The organism is Actinophytocola xinjiangensis (assembly GCF_001921215.1).
Taxonomy (GTDB): Bacteria; Actinomycetota; Actinomycetes; order Mycobacteriales; family Pseudonocardiaceae; genus Actinophytocola; species Actinophytocola xinjiangensis.
Genome location: NZ_MSIF01000015.1, coordinates 182,992 through 201,024, shown reverse-complemented (window position 1 = coordinate 201,024; position 18,033 = coordinate 182,992). Strand labels below are relative to the sequence as shown.

The 18,033-nt window shown below is 72.7% G+C and carries 20 protein-coding genes; 11 read left to right on the top strand and 9 right to left on the bottom strand.

Features of this window, described 5'->3' with window-relative positions; all coding sequences use genetic code 11:
• The 4 genes from BLA60_RS27395 to BLA60_RS27380 all read left to right on the top strand — a co-directional run.
• Positions 1-711 (top strand): ATP-binding cassette domain-containing protein (locus tag BLA60_RS27395; RefSeq protein ID WP_154814641.1); only part of this gene is annotated, 711 nt, incomplete at its 5' end.
• An 11-nt stretch (positions 712-722) separates the two neighbouring features.
• On the top strand, positions 723-1,859 hold the full coding sequence (locus BLA60_RS27390; protein ID WP_075135874.1) for a GAF domain-containing sensor histidine kinase: 1,137 nt from the start codon (positions 723-725) through the stop codon (positions 1,857-1,859).
• 95 nt (positions 1,860-1,954) lie between these two features.
• Positions 1,955-2,710 (top strand): ABC transporter ATP-binding protein, encoded by a 756-nt coding sequence (locus BLA60_RS27385; RefSeq protein ID WP_075135873.1) that lies wholly within the window; start codon positions 1,955-1,957, stop codon positions 2,708-2,710.
• Positions 2,710-5,223: an FtsX-like permease family protein gene (locus tag BLA60_RS27380; protein ID WP_075135872.1), complete on the top strand. Its 2,514-nt coding sequence runs from the start codon at positions 2,710-2,712 to the stop codon at positions 5,221-5,223. The genes BLA60_RS27385 and BLA60_RS27380 overlap by 1 nt, the downstream gene beginning before the upstream one ends.
• A 265-nt stretch (positions 5,224-5,488) precedes the next feature.
• On the opposite strand, the gene BLA60_RS27375 is transcribed toward BLA60_RS27380, so the two are convergent.
• The 5 genes from BLA60_RS27375 to BLA60_RS27360 all read right to left on the bottom strand — a co-directional run bounded on the left by BLA60_RS27375 (position 5,489) and on the right by BLA60_RS27360 (position 8,623).
• Complete coding sequence (locus BLA60_RS27375; protein ID WP_075135871.1) at positions 5,489-6,124, bottom strand: response regulator; 636 nt, start codon at positions 6,122-6,124, stop codon at positions 5,489-5,491.
• A gap of 9 nt (positions 6,125-6,133) precedes the next feature.
• Entirely contained in the window at positions 6,134-6,868 is a 735-nt protein-coding gene (locus BLA60_RS27370) for a maleylpyruvate isomerase family mycothiol-dependent enzyme (RefSeq protein ID WP_075135870.1), read from the bottom strand.
• 12 nt (positions 6,869-6,880) lie between these two features.
• On the bottom strand, positions 6,881-7,816 hold the full coding sequence (gene coaA, locus BLA60_RS27365; RefSeq protein ID WP_075135869.1) for a type I pantothenate kinase: 936 nt from the start codon (positions 7,814-7,816) through the stop codon (positions 6,881-6,883).
• Between the two features lie 84 nt (positions 7,817-7,900).
• Complete coding sequence (locus BLA60_RS46590) at positions 7,901-7,999, bottom strand: hypothetical protein (RefSeq protein ID WP_425427095.1); 99 nt, start codon at positions 7,997-7,999, stop codon at positions 7,901-7,903.
• Between the two features lie 36 nt (positions 8,000-8,035).
• Positions 8,036-8,623 carry a macro domain-containing protein gene (locus BLA60_RS27360; protein ID WP_084735302.1) on the bottom strand — a complete coding sequence of 196 codons (588 nt, stop codon included), beginning with the start codon at positions 8,621-8,623 and terminating at the stop codon, positions 8,036-8,038.
• Positions 8,624-8,743: 120 nt separating this feature from the next.
• On the opposite strand from BLA60_RS27360, the gene pheA reads away from it, so the two are divergent.
• Complete coding sequence (gene pheA / locus BLA60_RS27355; RefSeq protein ID WP_075135867.1) at positions 8,744-9,670, top strand: prephenate dehydratase; 927 nt, start codon at positions 8,744-8,746, stop codon at positions 9,668-9,670.
• Here the strand turns inward: pheA and BLA60_RS27350 are convergent, their stop codons facing one another.
• The gene (locus tag BLA60_RS27350) at positions 9,671-10,132 is read right to left on the bottom strand and encodes a hypothetical protein (RefSeq protein WP_154814640.1); all 462 of its coding nucleotides are present in this window, start codon (positions 10,130-10,132) and stop codon (positions 9,671-9,673) included.
• 136 nt (positions 10,133-10,268) lie between these two features.
• On the opposite strand from BLA60_RS27350, the gene BLA60_RS27345 reads away from it, so the two are divergent.
• Positions 10,269-11,249: an ATP-binding cassette domain-containing protein gene (locus tag BLA60_RS27345; protein WP_075135865.1), complete on the top strand. Its 981-nt coding sequence runs from the start codon at positions 10,269-10,271 to the stop codon at positions 11,247-11,249.
• Complete coding sequence (locus tag BLA60_RS27340) at positions 11,246-12,046, top strand: ABC transporter permease (RefSeq protein WP_075135864.1); 801 nt, start codon at positions 11,246-11,248, stop codon at positions 12,044-12,046. Before BLA60_RS27345 ends, BLA60_RS27340 begins: the two co-directional genes overlap by 4 nt.
• Here BLA60_RS27340 and BLA60_RS27335 read toward each other — a convergent pair.
• Complete coding sequence (locus tag BLA60_RS27335) at positions 11,962-12,795, bottom strand: arylamine N-acetyltransferase family protein (protein ID WP_075135863.1); 834 nt, start codon at positions 12,793-12,795, stop codon at positions 11,962-11,964. The genes BLA60_RS27340 and BLA60_RS27335 overlap by 85 nt on opposite strands.
• A gap of 290 nt (positions 12,796-13,085) precedes the next feature.
• Here BLA60_RS27335 and BLA60_RS27330 point away from each other — a divergent pair, with 290 nt between their 5' ends.
• Together BLA60_RS27330 and BLA60_RS27325 are read left to right on the top strand one after the other, a co-directional pair.
• On the top strand, positions 13,086-13,517 hold the full coding sequence (locus tag BLA60_RS27330) for a hypothetical protein (protein WP_075135862.1): 432 nt from the start codon (positions 13,086-13,088) through the stop codon (positions 13,515-13,517).
• A gap of 120 nt (positions 13,518-13,637) precedes the next feature.
• Entirely contained in the window at positions 13,638-14,294 is a 657-nt protein-coding gene (locus tag BLA60_RS27325) for a DUF4232 domain-containing protein (protein WP_075135861.1), read from the top strand.
• Here the strand turns inward: BLA60_RS27325 and BLA60_RS27320 are convergent.
• Together BLA60_RS27320 and BLA60_RS27315 are read right to left on the bottom strand one after the other, a co-directional pair.
• Positions 14,278-14,943, bottom strand: coding sequence for a response regulator (locus BLA60_RS27320; RefSeq protein ID WP_075135860.1), 666 nt, complete (start codon positions 14,941-14,943; stop codon positions 14,278-14,280). The genes BLA60_RS27325 and BLA60_RS27320 overlap by 17 nt on opposite strands.
• Complete coding sequence (locus BLA60_RS27315) at positions 14,940-16,622, bottom strand: sensor histidine kinase (protein ID WP_075135859.1); 1,683 nt, start codon at positions 16,620-16,622, stop codon at positions 14,940-14,942. Before BLA60_RS27315 ends, BLA60_RS27320 begins: the two co-directional genes overlap by 4 nt.
• Positions 16,623-16,780: 158 nt before the next feature.
• Here BLA60_RS27315 and BLA60_RS27310 point away from each other — a divergent pair, with 158 nt between their 5' ends.
• Both BLA60_RS27310 and BLA60_RS27305 read left to right on the top strand, forming a co-directional pair.
• Positions 16,781-17,023 carry a hypothetical protein gene (locus BLA60_RS27310; protein ID WP_154814639.1) on the top strand — a complete coding sequence of 81 codons (243 nt, stop codon included), beginning with the start codon at positions 16,781-16,783 and terminating at the stop codon, positions 17,021-17,023.
• A gap of 116 nt (positions 17,024-17,139) precedes the next feature.
• Entirely contained in the window at positions 17,140-17,580 is a 441-nt protein-coding gene (locus BLA60_RS27305; RefSeq protein ID WP_154814638.1) for a hypothetical protein, read from the top strand.
• Positions 17,581-18,033 lie beyond the last annotated feature (453 nt).

Genomic DNA, 18,033 nt, shown 5'->3' with positions numbered 1-18,033 from the left:
CCGGCCGGCCAGCACCGGCAGGCCCTGCGCGCCGCCCTCACCCGCCTCGACCTGCCGGCCCCGCCGCCTGCGGCCGCGCCGGCGCCGGGCGGTGACCTCGACCTGCGGGGGGTCGAGGTCGGTTGGCCCGGGGACGACCGGCCGGTTCTGCGTGACCTCACCCTGCACGTCCCGGCCGGCACGCACGTCGCCGTGACCGGGCCCTCGGGCGCCGGCAAGTCGACGCTGCTGGCGCTGCTGCTGGGTTTCCTGACCCCGGCCCGGGGCACCGCGAGCGTCCCGGCGCGGGTGGCGTGGTGCCCGCAGGACCCGATGCTGGTCGACTCGACCGTGCGGGAGAACCTGCTGCTGGCCGACCCGCTGGCCGGCGACGACCGCCTGGTCGACGCCCTGCGCCGGGCCGGCCTAGGGCACTGGGCCGGCCGGCTGGACACCCACCTGAGCGGCGGCGACCTGAGCGTGTCCGGCGGCGAGGCCCAGCGTCTGGCCCTGGCCCGCGCGCTGCTCGCCGACGCCGACGTGCTGCTGCTCGACGAGCCGACCGCGCACCTGGACGCCGCGACCGCCGCCGCGGTGCTCGACACGATCCGCGCGCAGCGCCGCACGGTCGTGCACGTGACCCACCGGGCCGAGGAGGCCGCGGTGGCCGACCTGGTCGTCGAGGTGGACGTGGCGGGGCACCTGCGTGCCGTGGCCGTGTGCGCCGCCTAGATTTGGGGGCGATGGAACCCGACCTCGCCGCCCGGGCGCTCGGCGCGGCCACCGAGATCGCCACGGCCGCGCTCTCCGGCGACGACCCGGAGGCGGTGCTGGCCCTGGTCGTGCGGCGCGCGGCCGATCTCGCCGAGGCCGACCTGGGGCTGGTGATGGCCAGGGGCGAGGACGGCACGCTGACCGTGGAGGCGGCGCACGGGGTGCCCGAGATCATGGCCACCGACCCGGTGGGGCTGGTGCTCTCGGCGCGGTCGTCGGCGGCGCGGGTGGCCCGCAGCGGGGTCGCGGTCACCGTCGACGACGTGTGGAGCGACCCGAGGACCGCGCCGTTCGTGCCGCGTGAGCTGCGCACCTACGGGCCGTTCGCGGCCGCCCCGTTCGGCACCGCGCAGCGGCGCCTCGGGGCGCTGACCGTCTACCGCCAGCGCGGCGGCCGGCCGTTCGACCGCACGGCGATCGACCTGCTCACGGCGTTCGCCGCGCAGGCCGGGCTGGTGCTGGTGCTGGCCGAGGGGGCGACGGCGCGGGCGCGGGTCGGGCTCTACCAGGAGCGCGCGCGGATCGCCCGCGACCTGCACGACGTGATCATCCAGCGGCTGTACGCGGCCGGGATGCAGCTGGACCTGCTGGCGCGGCGGCCGGCGCGCAAGCTGGCGCGGGCCGACGCCGCCCGACTGGCCGAGGCCGTCGACCAGCTCGACGCGTCCATCGACGACGTGCGGGCGGTGGTCCGGGCGTTGCGCAGCCCCGAGCCGGACGACACCGGTGCCGATCTCGCCGAGTCGGCGCGCGGGGAGGTCGCGGTGGCCGGTGAGCTGTTGGGGTTCGCGCCGTCGCTGGAGATCACCGGCGATCTGGGTGGTGTCCCGGCGGAGCTGGCCGACCACGCGAGGGCCGCCCTGCGCGAGGCACTGTCCAATGTGGTCAGACATTCCGGGGCGCACGACGTCTCCGTCCACATCGGACTCAAAGGTGACTGGCTGACGCTGACCGTGCGGGACGACGGCTGCGGCATCCCGCAGGGCGTGACCCGGCGCGGCCTACGCCACCTCGAGGAGCGCGCGACCCAGGCCGGTGGCCGCTGCTCGATCGTCTCCACCTCGCGCACCGGCACCACCGTGACCTGGACCGCCCCGCTGGGGTAGGGAGAACCCCACCACGAATCGCCCGGTCCGCACCAGTGATCGCCCGCGCCCGAAACGGGACGCTTGTCTGGCACACCACGACAAGGAGTCCCCGAATGAACCCCGTCGTCCAGCTCGCCGACGTCCGCCGAAGCTATGGCGGCAAACGCAATCGCGTCACCGCGCTCGACGGGGTGAGCGCCGGTTTCGCCCGCGCCACCTTCACCGCCGTCATGGGCCCCTCCGGTTCGGGCAAGAGCACCTTCCTGCACTGCGCGGCCGGACTCGACCGGCCGACCTCGGGCACCGTGACGCTGGAGGACCAGGACCTCGGTGCGCTCTCGGAGGTCGAGCTGACCAGGCTGCGCCGCGACCGCGTCGGGTTCGTCTTCCAGGCGTTCAACCTGATGCCCGCGCTGACCGTGCAGGACAACATCACGCTGCCGCTGCGCCTGGCCCGCCGCCGCGCCAACCCGAAGCTGGTGGCCCAGGTCATCGACCAGGTCGGCCTCGGCGAGCGCCGCAAGCACCTGCCGGCCCAGCTCTCCGGCGGCCAGCAGCAGCGGGTCGCGATCGCCCGCGCGCTGGTCACCCGCCCGGCGGTGCTGTTCGCCGACGAGCCGACCGGCGCGCTGGACACCCGCACCGCACGCGACGTCCTCGGCCTGCTGCGCCGCTCGGTCGGGGAGGCCGGGCAGACGGTCGTCATGGTCACCCACGACCCGGTCGCCGCCTCCTACGCCGACCGCGTGGTGTTCCTGGCCGACGGGCGGCTGGTCGGCGAACTCCTCGCCCCCACCGCCGAGGCCGTCGCCGAGCGGATGACCCACCTCGGCGCCTGGGCCGAGCGCACCGCCGCGGGAGCCCACTGATGTTCGGGATCGCACTGCGCACCCTGCGCCTGCGCAAGGGCGCCTTCGTCGCCACCTTCCTCGCCATGACCTTCGGCGCGGTGATCGTGATGGCCTGCGGCGGGCTGATGGAGACCGGGATCCGGGGCGAGGTCCCCGCCCAGCGCCTGGCCGGCGCGCCGATCGTGATCACCGCACCGCAGACCTTCGACCTGCCGAAGGAGAACCCCGACGACCCGGAGGAGGACACCGAGGCCGGCATGCTCGCCGAGCGGGTCCGCCTGGACACCGACCTTCTGTCCACTGTGGAGTCCGTGCCGGGGGTGACCGGCGTCGTCGGTGACGTGACCGTCCCCTCGGCGCTGCCCGGCGTCGGCCTGGTCGACGGGCACGGCTTCGCCAGCGCCGCGCTCGGGTCCCACACGCTCACCTCGGGGGAGGCGCCCGGACCCGGCGAGATCGTGCTGGACGAGGCCGCCGGACACCAGGCCGGTGACCGGGTCGAGCTGGTGGTGAACGCGCGGACCGTGCCGTTCACCGTGTCCGGCACCGTCGCCGCCGGCGGCGTGTTCTTCGCCGACGCCGACCTCGAACAGCTCAGCGGACACCCGGGCCGCGTCGACTCGATCGCCGTACTCACCGACACCGACAGCGAGACCGACACCGCCACCGTGGCGGCCAACGTGGAGAAGGCGCTGGACGGGACCGGCGCCATCGTGCGCACCGGCGACGACCGGGGCGTCGCCGAACGCCCGGAGGCCGTCGCTGCCTCGGAGTCGCTGATCGTCATGGCCGCCGTGACCGGCGGGATGGGCCTGAGCGTGGCGCTGTTCGTCATCTCCGCCACCCTCGGGCTGTCCATCCGCCAGCGGCTGCGCGAACTGGCGCTGCTGCGCGCGATCGGCACCACCCCGGGACAGGTGCGGCGCATGGTGATCGGCGAGGCACTGGTGACCTCGCTGGTGGCCACCGCCCTGGGCGCCGGCCTCGGTGTCCCGTTCGGACAGTGGCTGTTCGACCAGCTGACCGAGCGCGGCGTCGCCCCGGCGGCCATGGAGTACAGCCTGGGTTGGATCCCGCTGGTGACCGCCATCGGCTCCTCGCTGCTGATCACGCTGGGCGCCGGCTGGGTCGCCGGCCGGCGGGCCGCCAGGGCGCGGCCGGCCGAGGCGCTCACCGAGGCCGGGACCGGCGGGCGGTGGCTCTCGCCGCTGCGGGTGACGCTGGCGGTGCTGTGCTTCGGTGGTGGGCTCGCGCTGTTCATCGTGACCATCGCGGTGATGACCGGGCCGATCGCGGCCAGCACCACCGGCCCGGCCGTGCTGCTGTGGGCGATCGGACTGGCCCTGCTCGGACCCGGTGTGGCGCGGGCGATGCTGGCCCTGGCGCGCTTCCCGGTGCGGATGCTCACCGGCACCGCCGGCTACCTCGCCACGCTCAACGCCCGCACCACCACCGTACGGCTGGCCGCGGTGATCACGCCGGTCATGCTGGCCACCGGGATCGCCACGTCCAACATCTACCTGCAGACCACCACCGTCGAGGTCGCCAACGAGGCCTACGCGCAGAACCTGCGCGCCGACCTCGTCATCGGCTCGGCCACCGGCGGCCTGGCCCCCGAACTGGTCGAGGAGGTCCGGCAGGTGCCGGGGGTGGCCGCCGCGTCGGAACTGGTCGCCACCACGGCCTTCGTCGCCGCGCCCTACGACGACTCGCAGAGCGAGGAGGGCTGGCAGGTCCAGGGGGTGAACGCGCAGGGCGCAGAGGGGGCGACCACCGTGCGGCTGAGCGAGGGGTCGCTGGCCGACCTGAGCGGCGACGCGATCGTCCTGCCGGCCGCGCACGCCGCCGAGCTGGACCGGTCGGTGGGCGACCGGATCACCCTGCGGATGGGCGACGGCCGCGACGCCGAGGTCCGCATCGTCGGGCTCTACCCCGCGCGGGAGGGCTTCGAGACCCTGCTGATGCCGGCCGACCTGGTCGCCGCGCACACCACCTCCGGGCTGCCAGGGCAGATCGTGGTGGCCGCGTCGGGCGAGGTGGCGTCGGACGCGCTGGCCGCGTCGCTGGCCGGGCTGGCGCCGGGCCTGACCGTCGCCGACCGCGAGGCGCTGACCTCGGGGTACGCCGAGGACCAGGAGCTGGGGGCGTGGATCAACTACCTGATGATGGGGATGCTGATCGCCTACACCGCCATCTCGATGGTCAACAGCCTGGTGATGTCGACGACCGCGCGGCGCCGGGAGTTCGGGTTGCAGCGGCTGACCGGGTCGACCCGAGGGCAGGTACTGCGGATGATGACCGTCGAGGCGGGCATGATCGCCGGTGTCGGGATCGTGCTGGGCACCCTGGTCACGGCCGTCACGCTGATGCCGTTCACCCTCGTCGTGGACGAGTCGGTGCTGCCGTCCGGTCCGCTGTGGGTCTACTTGGTGATCATCGGCACGGCGTCGGTGCTCACCCTGGGCGCCACGCTCGTCAGCACCTGGCTGGCCACCCGGGCCCGCCCGGTGGACGCCGCCGTCGCGGCGTGAGGGTTTCGCCCCGTCGACGGCGGCCACCCGGCTCACCGGGCATCCACAGGCACCGTCCTCGGCGCCGCGAAATGTCGGTGCCGCGCGCTACGCTGGAAAACGGGGGGATCCCCGTGGCCCTGACCAGGGAAAATTCGGGAAGTTGGGTGGCTCTCGGGCCGCCGGGCTCCCGGGGCGCCGGGCTCTCGGGCGGGCTGCCGGGCTCTCGGGTTCTCGGGGCGCCGAGCCGCTGGGCTCTCGGAGCTGGCCGTGGTCGGGGCGGTGGTCAGGGTTGTGGGGTGCGTCGGGCGAACCAGGCCACCGCCTGGGTCCGGCGCTCCATCCCCAGTTTGGCCAGCACCGAGGTGACGTAGTTCTTCACCGTCTTCTCGGCCAGGAACAGGCGCTCGGCGATCTGCCGGTTGGACAGGCCCTCACCCATCAGCTCCAGCACGCGGCGTTCCCGCTCGGTGAGCCCGGCCAGCTCGTCGGTCTCCGCCGCCCGGCGCATCCTGGCCAGCACCCGCGCGGTGGTCACCGGGTCCAGCAGCGAACGGCCCGCCGCCACCTCGCGGACCGCGTCCACCAGGTCCTGGCCCCGGACCTGTTTGAGCAGGTAGCCCGACGCCCCGGCCATGATCGCCTCGACCAGTGCCTGCTCGTCGTCGAACGCGGTGAGGACCAGGCAGGCGGGGGCGGGGTCGCGGGAACGCAGCGCCCGGCACAGCGACACGCCGTCGCCGTCGGGCAGCCGGATGTCGATCACCACCACGTCGGGGCCGGTGGCGGCGGTGCGCACCAGCGCCTCGTCGACGCTGCCGGCCTCGGCGACGACCTCGATCCCGGGTTCGCCGTCCAGCAGGTCACGCAGCCCCCGGCGGACGACCTCGTGGTCGTCGACCAGAGCGACCCTGACCGGCATGGGCCCAGACTATTCGGTCGCCGCGCCGAGCAGCCGGTGCAGCGTGCCGATCACCGCCCGGTCGCCGTCCAGCTCCACCGCCTCGGTGCCCGCCCGCCGCCACAGCCAGCGCAGCACCGGGTCCGCCTCGGCGCGCAGCACCGCGTCGGTGTCGGTCTCGCCGGTGACGACGGTGACCACGTCGGGGCCCAGCGTGATCAGCCAGCTGGTGCCCGGGACGTCGACGCGCACCGTCTCACCGTGGCAGCGGGCCAGGTGGTCGGCCAGCTCGTCGGGGTAGGCGGTGGTCGAACAGGCGAGCATGCGGGTGAGGACCTCGTCGATGCCGTCCTCGGCCAGCTCGGCCGGGATCGGCGAGGGGGCCCGGCCGGCCGCCAACTCGGCGTCCACCCGGTGGATGACGGTCTCGTGGGCCATCCGCCTGATCCAGAAGCCGACCGACTGGTCGGGCGCGTACCAGGTCGGGCACGGGTCGCCCGGGTCGTGCGCGGCGAACTCGGTGAGCAGCCCCGCGTACGTCTCGTCCAGCGCGTCCAGCGGACGCTCGCCCAGGTCAGGGGGCCACGGGTGCGGGAACTCGCCCCGGCGCATCGTCTCGGTCTTGTGCCGGTAGACCCGCGCCACGTGGAAGGCCAGGTCGGCGCCGGTCCAGTCGGGGCAGGTGGGGACGCGTTCGTCGAGGGCGTCGGCCACCGCGTCGCGCAGTGACCGGAAGTCGGTGTCGAGATGGTCGAGGAAGTCCACGGCGCCAGCAGATCACAGCTTGCGGAGCCGGACGCGGCTGATCCGGTGGTCGGCGTCCTTGCGTAAGACCAGGGTGGCGCGCGGGCGGGTCGGCAGGATGTTGTGCACCAGGTTCGGCTCGTTGATCTCGCGCCACAGCCGGCTCGCCTCGGCGGTGGCCTGCTCGTCGGTCAGCGACGCGTAGTGGTGGAAGTGCGAGCCGGGGTTGGTGAACGCGGTGTCGCGCAGAGTGCGGAACCGTTCGACATACCAGCGGGCGATGTCCTCGGTGTGCGCGTCGACGTAGATCGAGAAGTCGAACAGGTCGGCGACGGTCAGGCCGTGGCCGGGCAGCAGCACGTTGAGGCCCTCGACGATGAGGATGTCCGGCCGGCGCACCACCTGCTCCTCGCCGGGCACGATGTCGTAGGCCAGGTGCGAGTACACCGGCGCGCGCACCTCCGCCGCCCCGGACTTCACGTCGGAGACGAACCGCAGCAGGCCCCGGCGGTCGTAGCTCTCCGGGAAACCCTTGCGGTGCATGATGCCCCGGCGGTTCAGCTCGGCCTTGGTCAGCAGGAACCCGTCGGTGGTGACCAGGTCGACGTGCGGGTGGTCGGGCCAGCGGGCGAGCAGGGTCTTGAGCAGCCGGGCGGTGGTCGACTTGCCGACCGCCACACTGCCGGCGATGCCGATCACGAACGGCACCCGCGTGGTGTCCCGGGGGTCCTCGCCGAGGAAGGACGTGGTGGCCTCGTGCAGCCGCTGCCGGGCCGCGACCTGCAGGCTGATCAGACGCGAGAGCGCCAGGTAGACGTCGACGACCTCACCGAGGTCGACCGGGTCGCCCAGGCCGCGCAACGCCACCAACTCGTCGAGGGTCATGGTCAGCGGAGTGGCCCGGCGGAGCTCGCGCCACTGTTCTCGGCGCAGCTCCACGTAGGGGCTCGGCTCTCGCCCGTACCGCATCGGTCGTTGATGGGTGGCCCGCACGGGAACAAACGTTAGGCCGTCGCGGCGGCCTGGGCACTGTGACTCGTTACACGCTCCTGGTCAGCAGTTCACCAGCTCCGGGCTCTGGTTGAGCAGTTGGGAGCGCGGGCTGACGAACTCGTCGTACTCCGCGCCCGCGCCGAGGTCGAACAGCGCCAGCCGGTGACACGACCGTCACGTGCCGTCAGCGCAGACTCAGCGCAATCCCCGGGGGTCGAAGACCTCGTCCCACGCCGCCATCACCTGGCGCGCGCAGTTCTGCGGCGGCACGCCGCCCACACCGGTACCGAGGCCGGGCAGGGCGATCGTGCGCACCACGTCCCGCACCCGCCGCTCGTCCTCCAGCCGCCCGTCGCGCCACAGGTGGAACACCGCCCGCGCCGCCAGGTACGGGTGCACGGTGTCCGGCGGCAGCGACTCGCCCGGCTCACGCATCGTCGGCGCGCTGATCAGCCACGGCGGCGCCATCACCCCGGTCGGCACGATCACCGCCTGGCCCACCGGCAGCTCACCGCCGTGGTAGGCCAGCACCGCGCTGCGCACGTGCTGCTCGATCGACGGGAAGACCCGCGCGTAGAGCGCGTCGATGCCGCCGCGCATCAGGCCGAAGGAGTTGGCCGGGCTGACCACCGCCTGCGCGTCGACCTCCAGCACCGAGCCGGCGTGAATCGTGACGTCACGCCGCCCGGCCACGGCCTCCGTCCAGGCCAGCGCCAGCGGCTGGTCGACGGCGCAGAGCACCAGCCGTGGGCCAGCGGTCGCGGTGCCGGGGTCCGTGCCCATGTCGGGTCGCGAATCGGCGGTCACGGCCCCAGCATTGCACCTCCGGGGTACCGGGCGTAACCGTTTGTGGGTGAACTCCACAGGGCCGACACAGTGGCCGACCCTGCGTAGGCTCGGCCCGTGCCGAGCATCGCCTATTTCGGGCCACGCGGAACCTTCTCCGAGCAAGCCGCCCTGGTCCACGCCGCGCCGACCGACTCGCTGGTGCCGATGGACACCGTCCCGCGCGCGCTGGCCGCCGTCCGGGCCGGCGACGCCGACCTGGCCTGCGTGCCGGTGGAGAACTCCGTGGAGGGCGCGGTGTCGGCCACGATGGACGCGCTCGCGGTCGACGACCCGCTGGTGGCCGTCGCCGAAGTGGTGCTGCCGGTGCGGTTCTCCGTGCTGGTCCGCCCAGGGGTGAGCGCGGAGGACGTGCGCACGGTCGCCAGCCACCCGCACGCCCTCGCCCAGGTCCAGGGCTGGCTGGCGCGCCACCTGCCCGCCGCCACCCAGACCGCCGCCACCTCGACCGCCGGCGCCGCGGTCGGTGTCGGCGACGGCACCTGGGACGCGGCGATCACCGCCCCGGTCGCGGCCAACCACTACCCGCTGGACGTGCTGGCCACCGACGTCGCCGACGTCGACGGCGCGATGACCCGGTTCCTGGTGCTGCGCCGCCCGGGGGCGCTGCCCGAGCGCACCGGGTTCGACCGCACCTCGCTGGTGATGATCGCCAGCGCCGAGCGCACCGGTGTGCTGGCCGAGCTGCTCACCGAGCTGGCCCTGCGCGGCATCAACCTGAGCCGCATCGAGTCCCGCCCGCAGAAGGGCCGCCTCGGCCGCTACCGCTTCTACCTCGACTTCGACGGGCACGTCGCCGAGCAGCGGGTCGGCGACGCGCTGGCCGCGCTGCACCGCCGCTGCGAGCACGTGCGGTTCCTCGGCTCGTACCCGAAGGCCGAGCGGGCCTCCTCGGCGTCGGCGGCGGCGTTGGGCAACTCCGACCAGGACTACACCCAGGCCAACCGCTGGGTCACCGCCGTGCGCAACGGCGAGACCGGCTGATCACAGGTCGTCACACACCTGTTTGACCTGGGCGGTCGCCTCCCGCAGCTCGTTGACGTCGAAGCGCTGCATCGCGCGCATCGCCCGTTGCAGGGCCTCGTTGAGCGGCTCGTAGGTCGGGTCCTGGTCGGCCAGCGACGGCCCGACCTCGCCGACACCCCACCGGCGCAGCTCGTCCACCGGCGTGTCCTCGGTGATCGTCGGGGTGCGCGCGACGATCCCGCAGACCGCCTCGGCGTCGGCCGCCGGGTCCGCCGACGTCTCACCGGCACTGTCCGAACCGGACAGTGCCCAGGCCAGACCGAGGGCGCCGGCGCCGATGACCAGGCCGATCACCAGCCCGACGAGCAGCCCGTTGCGCCACACCCGGGGGCCACGGGGGTTCGGCGGCGGCGGGGCGGGGTATCCGGGCGCGGGCTGGGGCTGCCAGCCGGGTGGGTTTCCTGGCGGCTGGTCGGTCATGGCGGGCTCTCCCAACAGCTGAACAGGTGTGGTCGTCCGCGATCCTCGCGCACGACCGGCGCCGCCGCCGGACAAAACCGCTGGTCCGGTCGGCCGGCGCGACTAGGCTCACGCCAACGTTTCCCTTGGGGGTGCCATGCCAACGACGACCGTGCCCGACGTCGCGGTCCGCGCGGAAGCGCTGGTGAAGAACTACGGCTCCACCCGAGCCCTGGACGGGATCGACCTGGAGATCCCGACCGGCACGGTGCTCGGCCTGCTCGGGCCCAACGGCGCCGGCAAGACCACCGCTGTGCGCATCCTCACCACGCTGCTGCGCCCCGACTCCGGCCGGGCCTGGGTCGCCGGGCACGACGTGCTCACCGACCCGGACGCGGTCCGCCGCTCGATCGGCCTGTCCGGCCAGTACGCCGCGGTCGACGAGAACCTCACCGGCTTCGAGAACCTGTATATGGTCGGCCGCCTCTACGGCATGAACAAGCCGACCGCCAAGGCCAGGGCGCGGGAGCTGATCAGCCGGTTCCGCCTGGACGACGCCGCCGACCGCCCGGCCAAGGGCTACTCCGGCGGCATGCGCCGGCGCCTGGACCTGGCCGGCGCGCTGGTCGCCGAGCCGGCCGTGGTGCTGCTCGACGAGCCGACGACCGGACTGGACCCGCGCGGGCGGCTGGACACCTGGGAGGTCATCGGCGAGCTGGTCGCCGACGGCGCCACCGTGCTGCTCACCACCCAGTACCTCGAAGAAGCCGACCAGCTGGCCGACACGATCCTGGTCATCGACCACGGCCGGGTGATCGCCAGCGGCACCGCCGACCAGCTCAAGGGCGAGGTCGGCGGCGAGTGGCTGGAGATCGTCGTGGCCGACACCGCGGAGCTGGCGACGGCCGCGCGGGTGCTGACCGAGGTCGGCTCCGGCGAACCGGACATCGACGAGCAGCACAAGCGGGTGCAGGTGCTGGTCGACGCCGGCACGAAGTCGCTGATCGAGGCGCTGCGCCGGCTGGACGCGCAGGGCGTCACGGTGCTGGACGTGAGCCTGCACCGGCCGACGCTCGACGACGTGTTCCTGTCGCTGACCGGGCACGCCGCCGAGGACGGGAAGGGGGAGCCGACGTGACCGCGCTGGCCCAGGGGGTGCGCGACGGCGGGATCATCGCCTGGCGCAACCTGCTCAACGTGCGGCGCAACGTCGACTGGCTGTTCGCCGCGGTCATCCAGCCGATCATGTTCGTGCTGCTGTTCGCCTACGTGTTCGGCGGCGCGCTCGGCGGCGGCGCGTACCGCGAGTTCCTGATCGCCGGCATCTTCGTGCAGACCACGGCGTTCAACTCGGCGTTCACCGTCATCGGCCTGTGCAACGACCTGCAGAAGGGCATCATCGACCGGTTCCGGTCGCTGCCGATGTCGCGCCTGGCGGTGCTGCTGGGCCGCACGACCTCGGACCTGGTGGTCAGCATGATGGCGCTGCTGATCATGTCGCTGTGCGGGTTGCTGGTCGGCTGGCGGATCCGGGGCAGTGTCCTGGACGCGGTGGTGGCCTACCTGTTGCTGCTGCTGTTCGGGTTCGCGATGTCGTGGATCGGCGCGCTGATCGGGCTGTCGTCGCCGAGCGTGGAGGTGGCGCAGAGCGCGGGCCTGATGTGGCTGTTCCCGCTGTCGTTCATCTCCTCGGCGTTCGTCGGCGCCGGCACGATGCCGGGTCCGCTGAAGGCGATCGCCGAGTGGAACCCGTTCACGGCGGTGATCCAGTCGGTGCGTGACCTGTTCGGCAACGCGGCACCGCCGGGGATGGCCCCACCGCAGGGCTGGCCGTCGGACAACGCGCTGCTCTACGCGGTGGTGTCGTCGCTGGCCATCCTGGCGATCTTCATCCCGTTGTCGGTGGCCAAGTACCGGCGCGTGGCCAGCAAGTGAGTGCGGCCGGCCAGGTCGAGGCCGAACAGGTCGCGGTAGGCGGCCGGGAGGTCCTCGTCGGCCAGGTCGGTCTCGGTCCTGGTGTCGCCGTCGGTGCGGATGAGGCGGTTGCCGGCGAGGGTGATCCGGCCGGTGGCGGTCTGGCGTGAGCAGGTCGGGCCCTCGGTGAAGTGCGAGGCCGGTGAGGTCTGGTGCCACCAGCAGGCGGCGGTGAAGTCGGCGAGGTCGCGGGCGCGGGGCTCGACGCGGTAGCGGGGCTGTCCGTCGCGCAGCACGTCGACGTCCCCGTGCGGGGCGTCGACCAGCAGGAACTCGCCGTCGGGGTCGGCCTGCGGGTCGGGGTGGTCGAGCAGCAGCGGGTACCGGGCGTGCGCGCCGGAGCCGACGTCGGCGAGGTAGCGCTGGTCGAGGTCGACCCGCAGGACGAGGTGGTCGAACGGGTGGCTCGGGCCGTCGGCGGTGTGCCTGCGCGCGGCGAGCGGGGTGACGGGGAAGCCGAGGGTGGCCAGCAGGGCGGCGAACAGGCCGTTGAGTTCGTAGCAGAACCCGCCCCGGCGACGGTCGATGATCTTGTCGACCAGTGACGGTTCGTCGAGCGTGACGGGTTCGCCGAGGTGGATCGAGAGGTTCTCGAACGGCACGGTGGCCAGGTGGCGCGCGTGCAGGTCGCGCAGCAGGGCCTCGTCGGGGGCGCCGGGGGTCGGTGCGCCGATCCGGTCCAGGTACCGCCGCGCGGTCCGCTCGTCCATGTCCTCACCCTGCGCTCTCGACCTAGGTCGAGGTCAAGCGCGCGGGGCACAGGAATCTTTCCTCCTGTTGAACAGATCCGCCGGAAGTATTGACGAAACCGGGCGTCTCGGGCGGTAATAGGGGCTCCGCCGTCATCAGACGGCTGGTGACACGGACGAGATCACGGTTCGAGGTGCCCTGGATGACCTGATGACCCGTCGGCGCTGCCGGGTCCACCCGCAGTGGCCTCTCCCCGCCCTCTCGTCCCCTGGACACGTGGGCACGTGGAGGGCAAGGAGGTGCGGGCGTCATGGGCGCGATCATGATCTTGTCGGGCTGTCTGGTCGTCGTGGGTGTCGTGGCGACGGTGTTGGTCAACCGGGTGCGGGTTCGTGAACTCGACCGCGACTTCGTCCTGGAACTGGCCTGCGGGCACCAGCGGGCGCTGGCCCTGGCCGCGCAGGCGGCGCGCGGCATCCTCTGGCAGGTGGAGTTCACCGGCAACGGCCTCTACACCCGGCACATCCGCGCCGGGAACATCGTGCACATCGCGTTCTCCGACCACCCCGGCCGGCCGGACCGCACCGTGGTGACGGTGTGGACGCGCTGCCGGCTGGCCGACAACCGGGTGTTCGTCCCGGTGGTCGGCTGGGTGCCGGACACCCGCCGCAAGCGCGACCGGATCCTGCGGGCGCTGGCCGCCCACCGGGTGCGCGGCGGGCGCGACGCGACCATCCGGTGACGTGTTTGTTGTTGCCCATTCGCGGGTAGGCGCGGTTGGCGAGCAACCACCGAGGGGTGTCAGCCGTCCTCAGAGCAGTGGTTTCCACTGGTGTCGGGGCCAGATCTGGAGGCGAAGGCCATGTTACGAAACAGGATGGTGATCATCGGCGGCATCGCGTTGGCGCTGCTGGCCGCCGGGTGCGACAACGCCAACACCGGCGAGGGCGACCCGCGGATACCGACGGTCAACGGGGTGGGCGGACCGACGACGACCTCGTCGTCGGCCGCCACCACCGAACCGTCGCCCACCCCGTCGTCCAACCCGTCACCGGAGCAGCCCGCGCCGCCGCCGCCGGCCAAGGACAAGCCGGCCGGCGACCCCAACGAGTGCAAGGTCGCCGACCTGACCCTGAGCCTCGGCGGCGGCGACGCGGCCGCCGGCACCCGCTACCGCGAGCTGCGTTTCACCAACAGCGGCCAACGCACCTGCGTCATCCAGGGCTTCCCCGGCGTGTCCTTCGTCGCCGGCGAGGACGGCCACCAGGTCGGCGAGCCCGCCTACCGCGACGGCACCAAGGGCCCGGCGATCACGCTGCGGCCCGGCCAGACCGCGTTCGCGCCGGTGGGTTTCGCGCAGATCGCCAACTACGACCCGGCCGTGTGCCGGCCGACGGAGGTGCGCGGGCTGCGGGTGTACCCGCCGCACGAGTACGACTCGATGTTCCTGGCCGCACCGGGCACCGGCTGCGCCGGCGACCTGCCCGGTCACCAGCTGCTGGTCAGGACGGTTCAGTAGTCATCAGCCCGGTCCGCCAGGCCCAGGCGGCGACCTCGACGCGGTTGCGGGCACCGATCTTCGCCTGCACCGCGGCGAGGTGCGTCTTGACCGTCGAGAGCGACAGGTACAGCTCGGTGCCGATCTCGGTGTTGGTCAGCCCCCGCGCCGCCGCCCGCACCACGTCGGTCTCGCGGTCGGTCAACGGCTCGGCCGGGTTCTCGGTCGCGGCCGGCGGCGAACTGCGCCCGGCGAAGTGCTTGAGCAGCCGCACGGTGATCTGCGGCGACACCAGCGCGTCGCCCCGGTCGGCGGCCCGCACCGCCTCCAGCAGCAACGCCGGCCCGGCGTCCTTGAGCAGGAAACCGTTGGCGCCGTTGGACAACGCGGCGTTGACGTACTCGTCGAGGTCGAACGTGGTGACCACGACGACCTTCAGCGGGTCGCTCACCCCCGGCCCGGCGAGCGCGCGGGTCACCTCCAGCCCGTCCATGCCGGGCATCCGGATGTCCAGCAGGCACACGTCCGGCCGCAACGCCCGGGCCTTGGCGACCGCGGAGATCCCGTCCGGCACGTCGGCCACGACCTGGATGTCCTCCTGGGTTTCCAGGATCATCCGGAACCCGGCGCGGACCATCTCCTGGTCGTCGGCGATCAACACCCTGATCATTCGTTCCCCCGGTACGTGCCCAGCGGCAGCCACGCCTCGACCGCCCAGCCGGCGTAGCCGGTGGGCCCGGCCTCGAACCGGCCGCCGAGCAGTTCGACCCGCTCCCGCATTCCGACCAGACCGTAGCCGCCCGACCCACCGGCCGGGTTGACCGGCCGGGCCGAGCCGTCGTCGGTGATCCGGATGTGCAGTTGGTCGCCGAGGTTCGCCACCCGCAGCCGCACCTCGGTGGCGTCCGGCGCGTGCTTGCCGACGTTGGTCAGCGACTCCTGCGCCAGCCGCAACACCGACCGCCCGACCTCGTGCGGCAGCTGCCCCGGCAGGTCGAGATCCAGGCTGACCGGCGGCCCAACGGCGTGCTCGACCAGGGAGACGAGGTCGGCCCGCAGGTCGGTCGTGGCCTCCCCGACGACCGCGAAGCCGGCGGTGCCGTCACGCAGCCCGCCGACCAGCGTGCGCATCGCGGTGAGCGCCTCGGCCCCGGACCGCTCGATCTTCTCCAGCGAGGTGACCGCGACCCCCGGATTGTTCTCCGCGACCAGCAACGCGGCCTGCGCCTGCACGACGATCCCGGTGACGTGGTGGGCGACGACGTCGTGCAGCTCCCTGGCCAGCGCCAGCCGCTCACCCTGCTGCGCGGAGACCACGGCGGCCCGGACGGTCTGGTTGCGTTCCCGGTCGCGGGCCCGGAAGTACCACCCGGTCGCCACCGCCACCGCGAGCAGGAAGAGCAGCAGCAACACCATGTCCAGCGCCGCGACGAGGTTGCCCAGCAGTGGCTGCAACCCGATCCCGTTGGCGACCACGAGCGCGGCGGTCCCCCAGAACGCCTCCCGCCAGGGCAGGAACCGAACCAGATAGGCCACCAGCGCCATGGACGCGGCGATCGTGGTGAGTGAGAAGGTCGGCCCCGCGTCAGCGAGCCGGGCCAGCAGCGCGATCACACTGATCGCGGCGGCCGCGATGGCGGCGTTGCGCAGCGGGTACTTGGGCGCGAAGAACGCACAGACCCCGGCGATCGCGCCACTGCCGATCCCCACGGGACTACCCTGCGCGATCTCCACCAGTCCGATCACCGCGAGCGCGGCGGCCAACGGCCACTGCTTGCGGATCAACGCACCAAGTTCGGTTTCCGTCCGCTGATGCCCCGACCGCCGCAGATAAAGCCCCGTCCCCACCGCGCCGACCAGCAGGAACAACCCCAACATGCCGGTGGTCATCGCGTCGTTGCCGGTGACCCTGACTCCCGAGCGGGTGTTGTAGGGCCAGCTCGGCAGATCCCGGATCAGAATGGCGGCCAGACAGGTGACCACCAGCGCCGCGACGCAGAACGCCGCCGGCACCGTAGCCGCCCGCCACACCACGATGACTGTCAGTGCCGTCCCCGCGACCATCTCGGTCAACGAGATGTTGTCCAACCCGATGGACACGACAACGGCCCCGGTGGACCGAACGATGAGCGACGAGACACCGAGGGTGATGACCCCGAGCGCCACCCCCGCGACCGGGTGACGCAGCCCGAAGTAGGCACACAGAGCCAACGCGCCGGCCCCGGCGAGCGACACCAGATCCTGCAACTCCCCGCCGCTGACGGCGTCGTAGGTCAACAACCCGTCGAGCAGGAACGCGATGCCCAGGACCATGGCCAGCCACCGATGCGGCACCGGGATGGGTGTCATGAGGGCACGGTATTGGACCGCCTGAGCGGTCACCTCGGCCAACCGGCGCCCCAGGGTCGGCCGATCGGCCAATGCCCCTCCACCTCATCGACCGATCCGGGGCACCCCACTCCCGGGGAAAGCTGATGACCAACACACCAACGAGGAGGGCAAGACACATGCTGCAGGCAATTTTGATGTGGACCGGCGGAGTACTGGCCTTCGGTGTCCTGGTCGTCATGGCCCTGGGCCCCGTGATCGTCGAGATCGACGCCTGGCTGTTCGAACGCCGTCACCGCCGCACCCCGTCAACCCAGCCCGACCAGACACCAGCAGAAGACCGCCCCCACCACGAGGCGGCCATCACCTCCCCCCGCACCCCACACCGCGTGACCCACAACACCCTCACCACCCCCGCCTGACCCCGCCCCGCGCCCCGCCCCCGCGCCCCGCGCCCCGCCCACCTGACCCGCGCCCGGTCCACCTGACCCGCACCCGGTCCGCATGATGTGGGCCCGCCCGCGTGTCGTGGTGGTTGATGGGCTTGGTCTGGTGTCTGGCCGGCGTGTCGTGGTGGTTGATGGGCTTGGTCTGGTGTCTGGCCGGCGTGTCGTGGTGGTTGATGGGCTTGGTCCGGCGTCCGACCCGCGTGACTTGGTGCTTGATCCGCTTGGTTTGGTGCCCGGCCTGTCTGATCTGGGCGCGCGACTCCGGCTGGTCTGGTGCCGACCCGTCTTACCCGGCGCGCGACTCCGCCTGGCGGCCCCGTCTGGTTTGGTACTCGATCGGTCTGGCTGGTGCTGACCCGCTTGGTCTGGTGCCCGACCCGCGTGACTTGGTGCTTAACCCGCCTGGCTCGTCTGTCTTGGTGCTCGATCCGTTTGACGTGGCGCTCGATCTGCCTGGTCTGGCGCTCGATCCGCGTGATTTGGTGCTTGACCCGCTGGTTTGGTGCCCGGCCTGTCTGGTCTGGCGCTGATCCGTCTGACCTGGTGCTCGACCTGCCTGGTCTGGCGCCGATCCGTCTGGCCCGGCGCTCGACCCCGCCTGACCTGGCGCCCGGTCCAGTCGACTCTGGCGTCGATCCACGTGACCCGTGCACGATCCCGCCTGACCCCGCCCGCGCCCTGATCCGCCTGACTCGCCCGGCGCCGCCAGAAGCCGGCCATAGTCGGCCAAAAGACGGGTCGCGGGACAGATGCCAGCAAATCCACGCTCGAGCCCAGACCTCCGAGAGCCGCCGGCGGGCACCAGGCGGCGGCACACCACCCCCGGCCCTCACGCCCCGCTCAGGCTCTCATGCGCTCGCTCGAATCTCCCCTGCGCTCGGGGGCCCCCCGATTTCCAGTCTAGTTGCGTGGGGTGAGGTTTTGGCTGGTCAACCGCTTCCTGTGGATAACTTCCGTCGCGAACGGAACCTTGGGCGCGTACC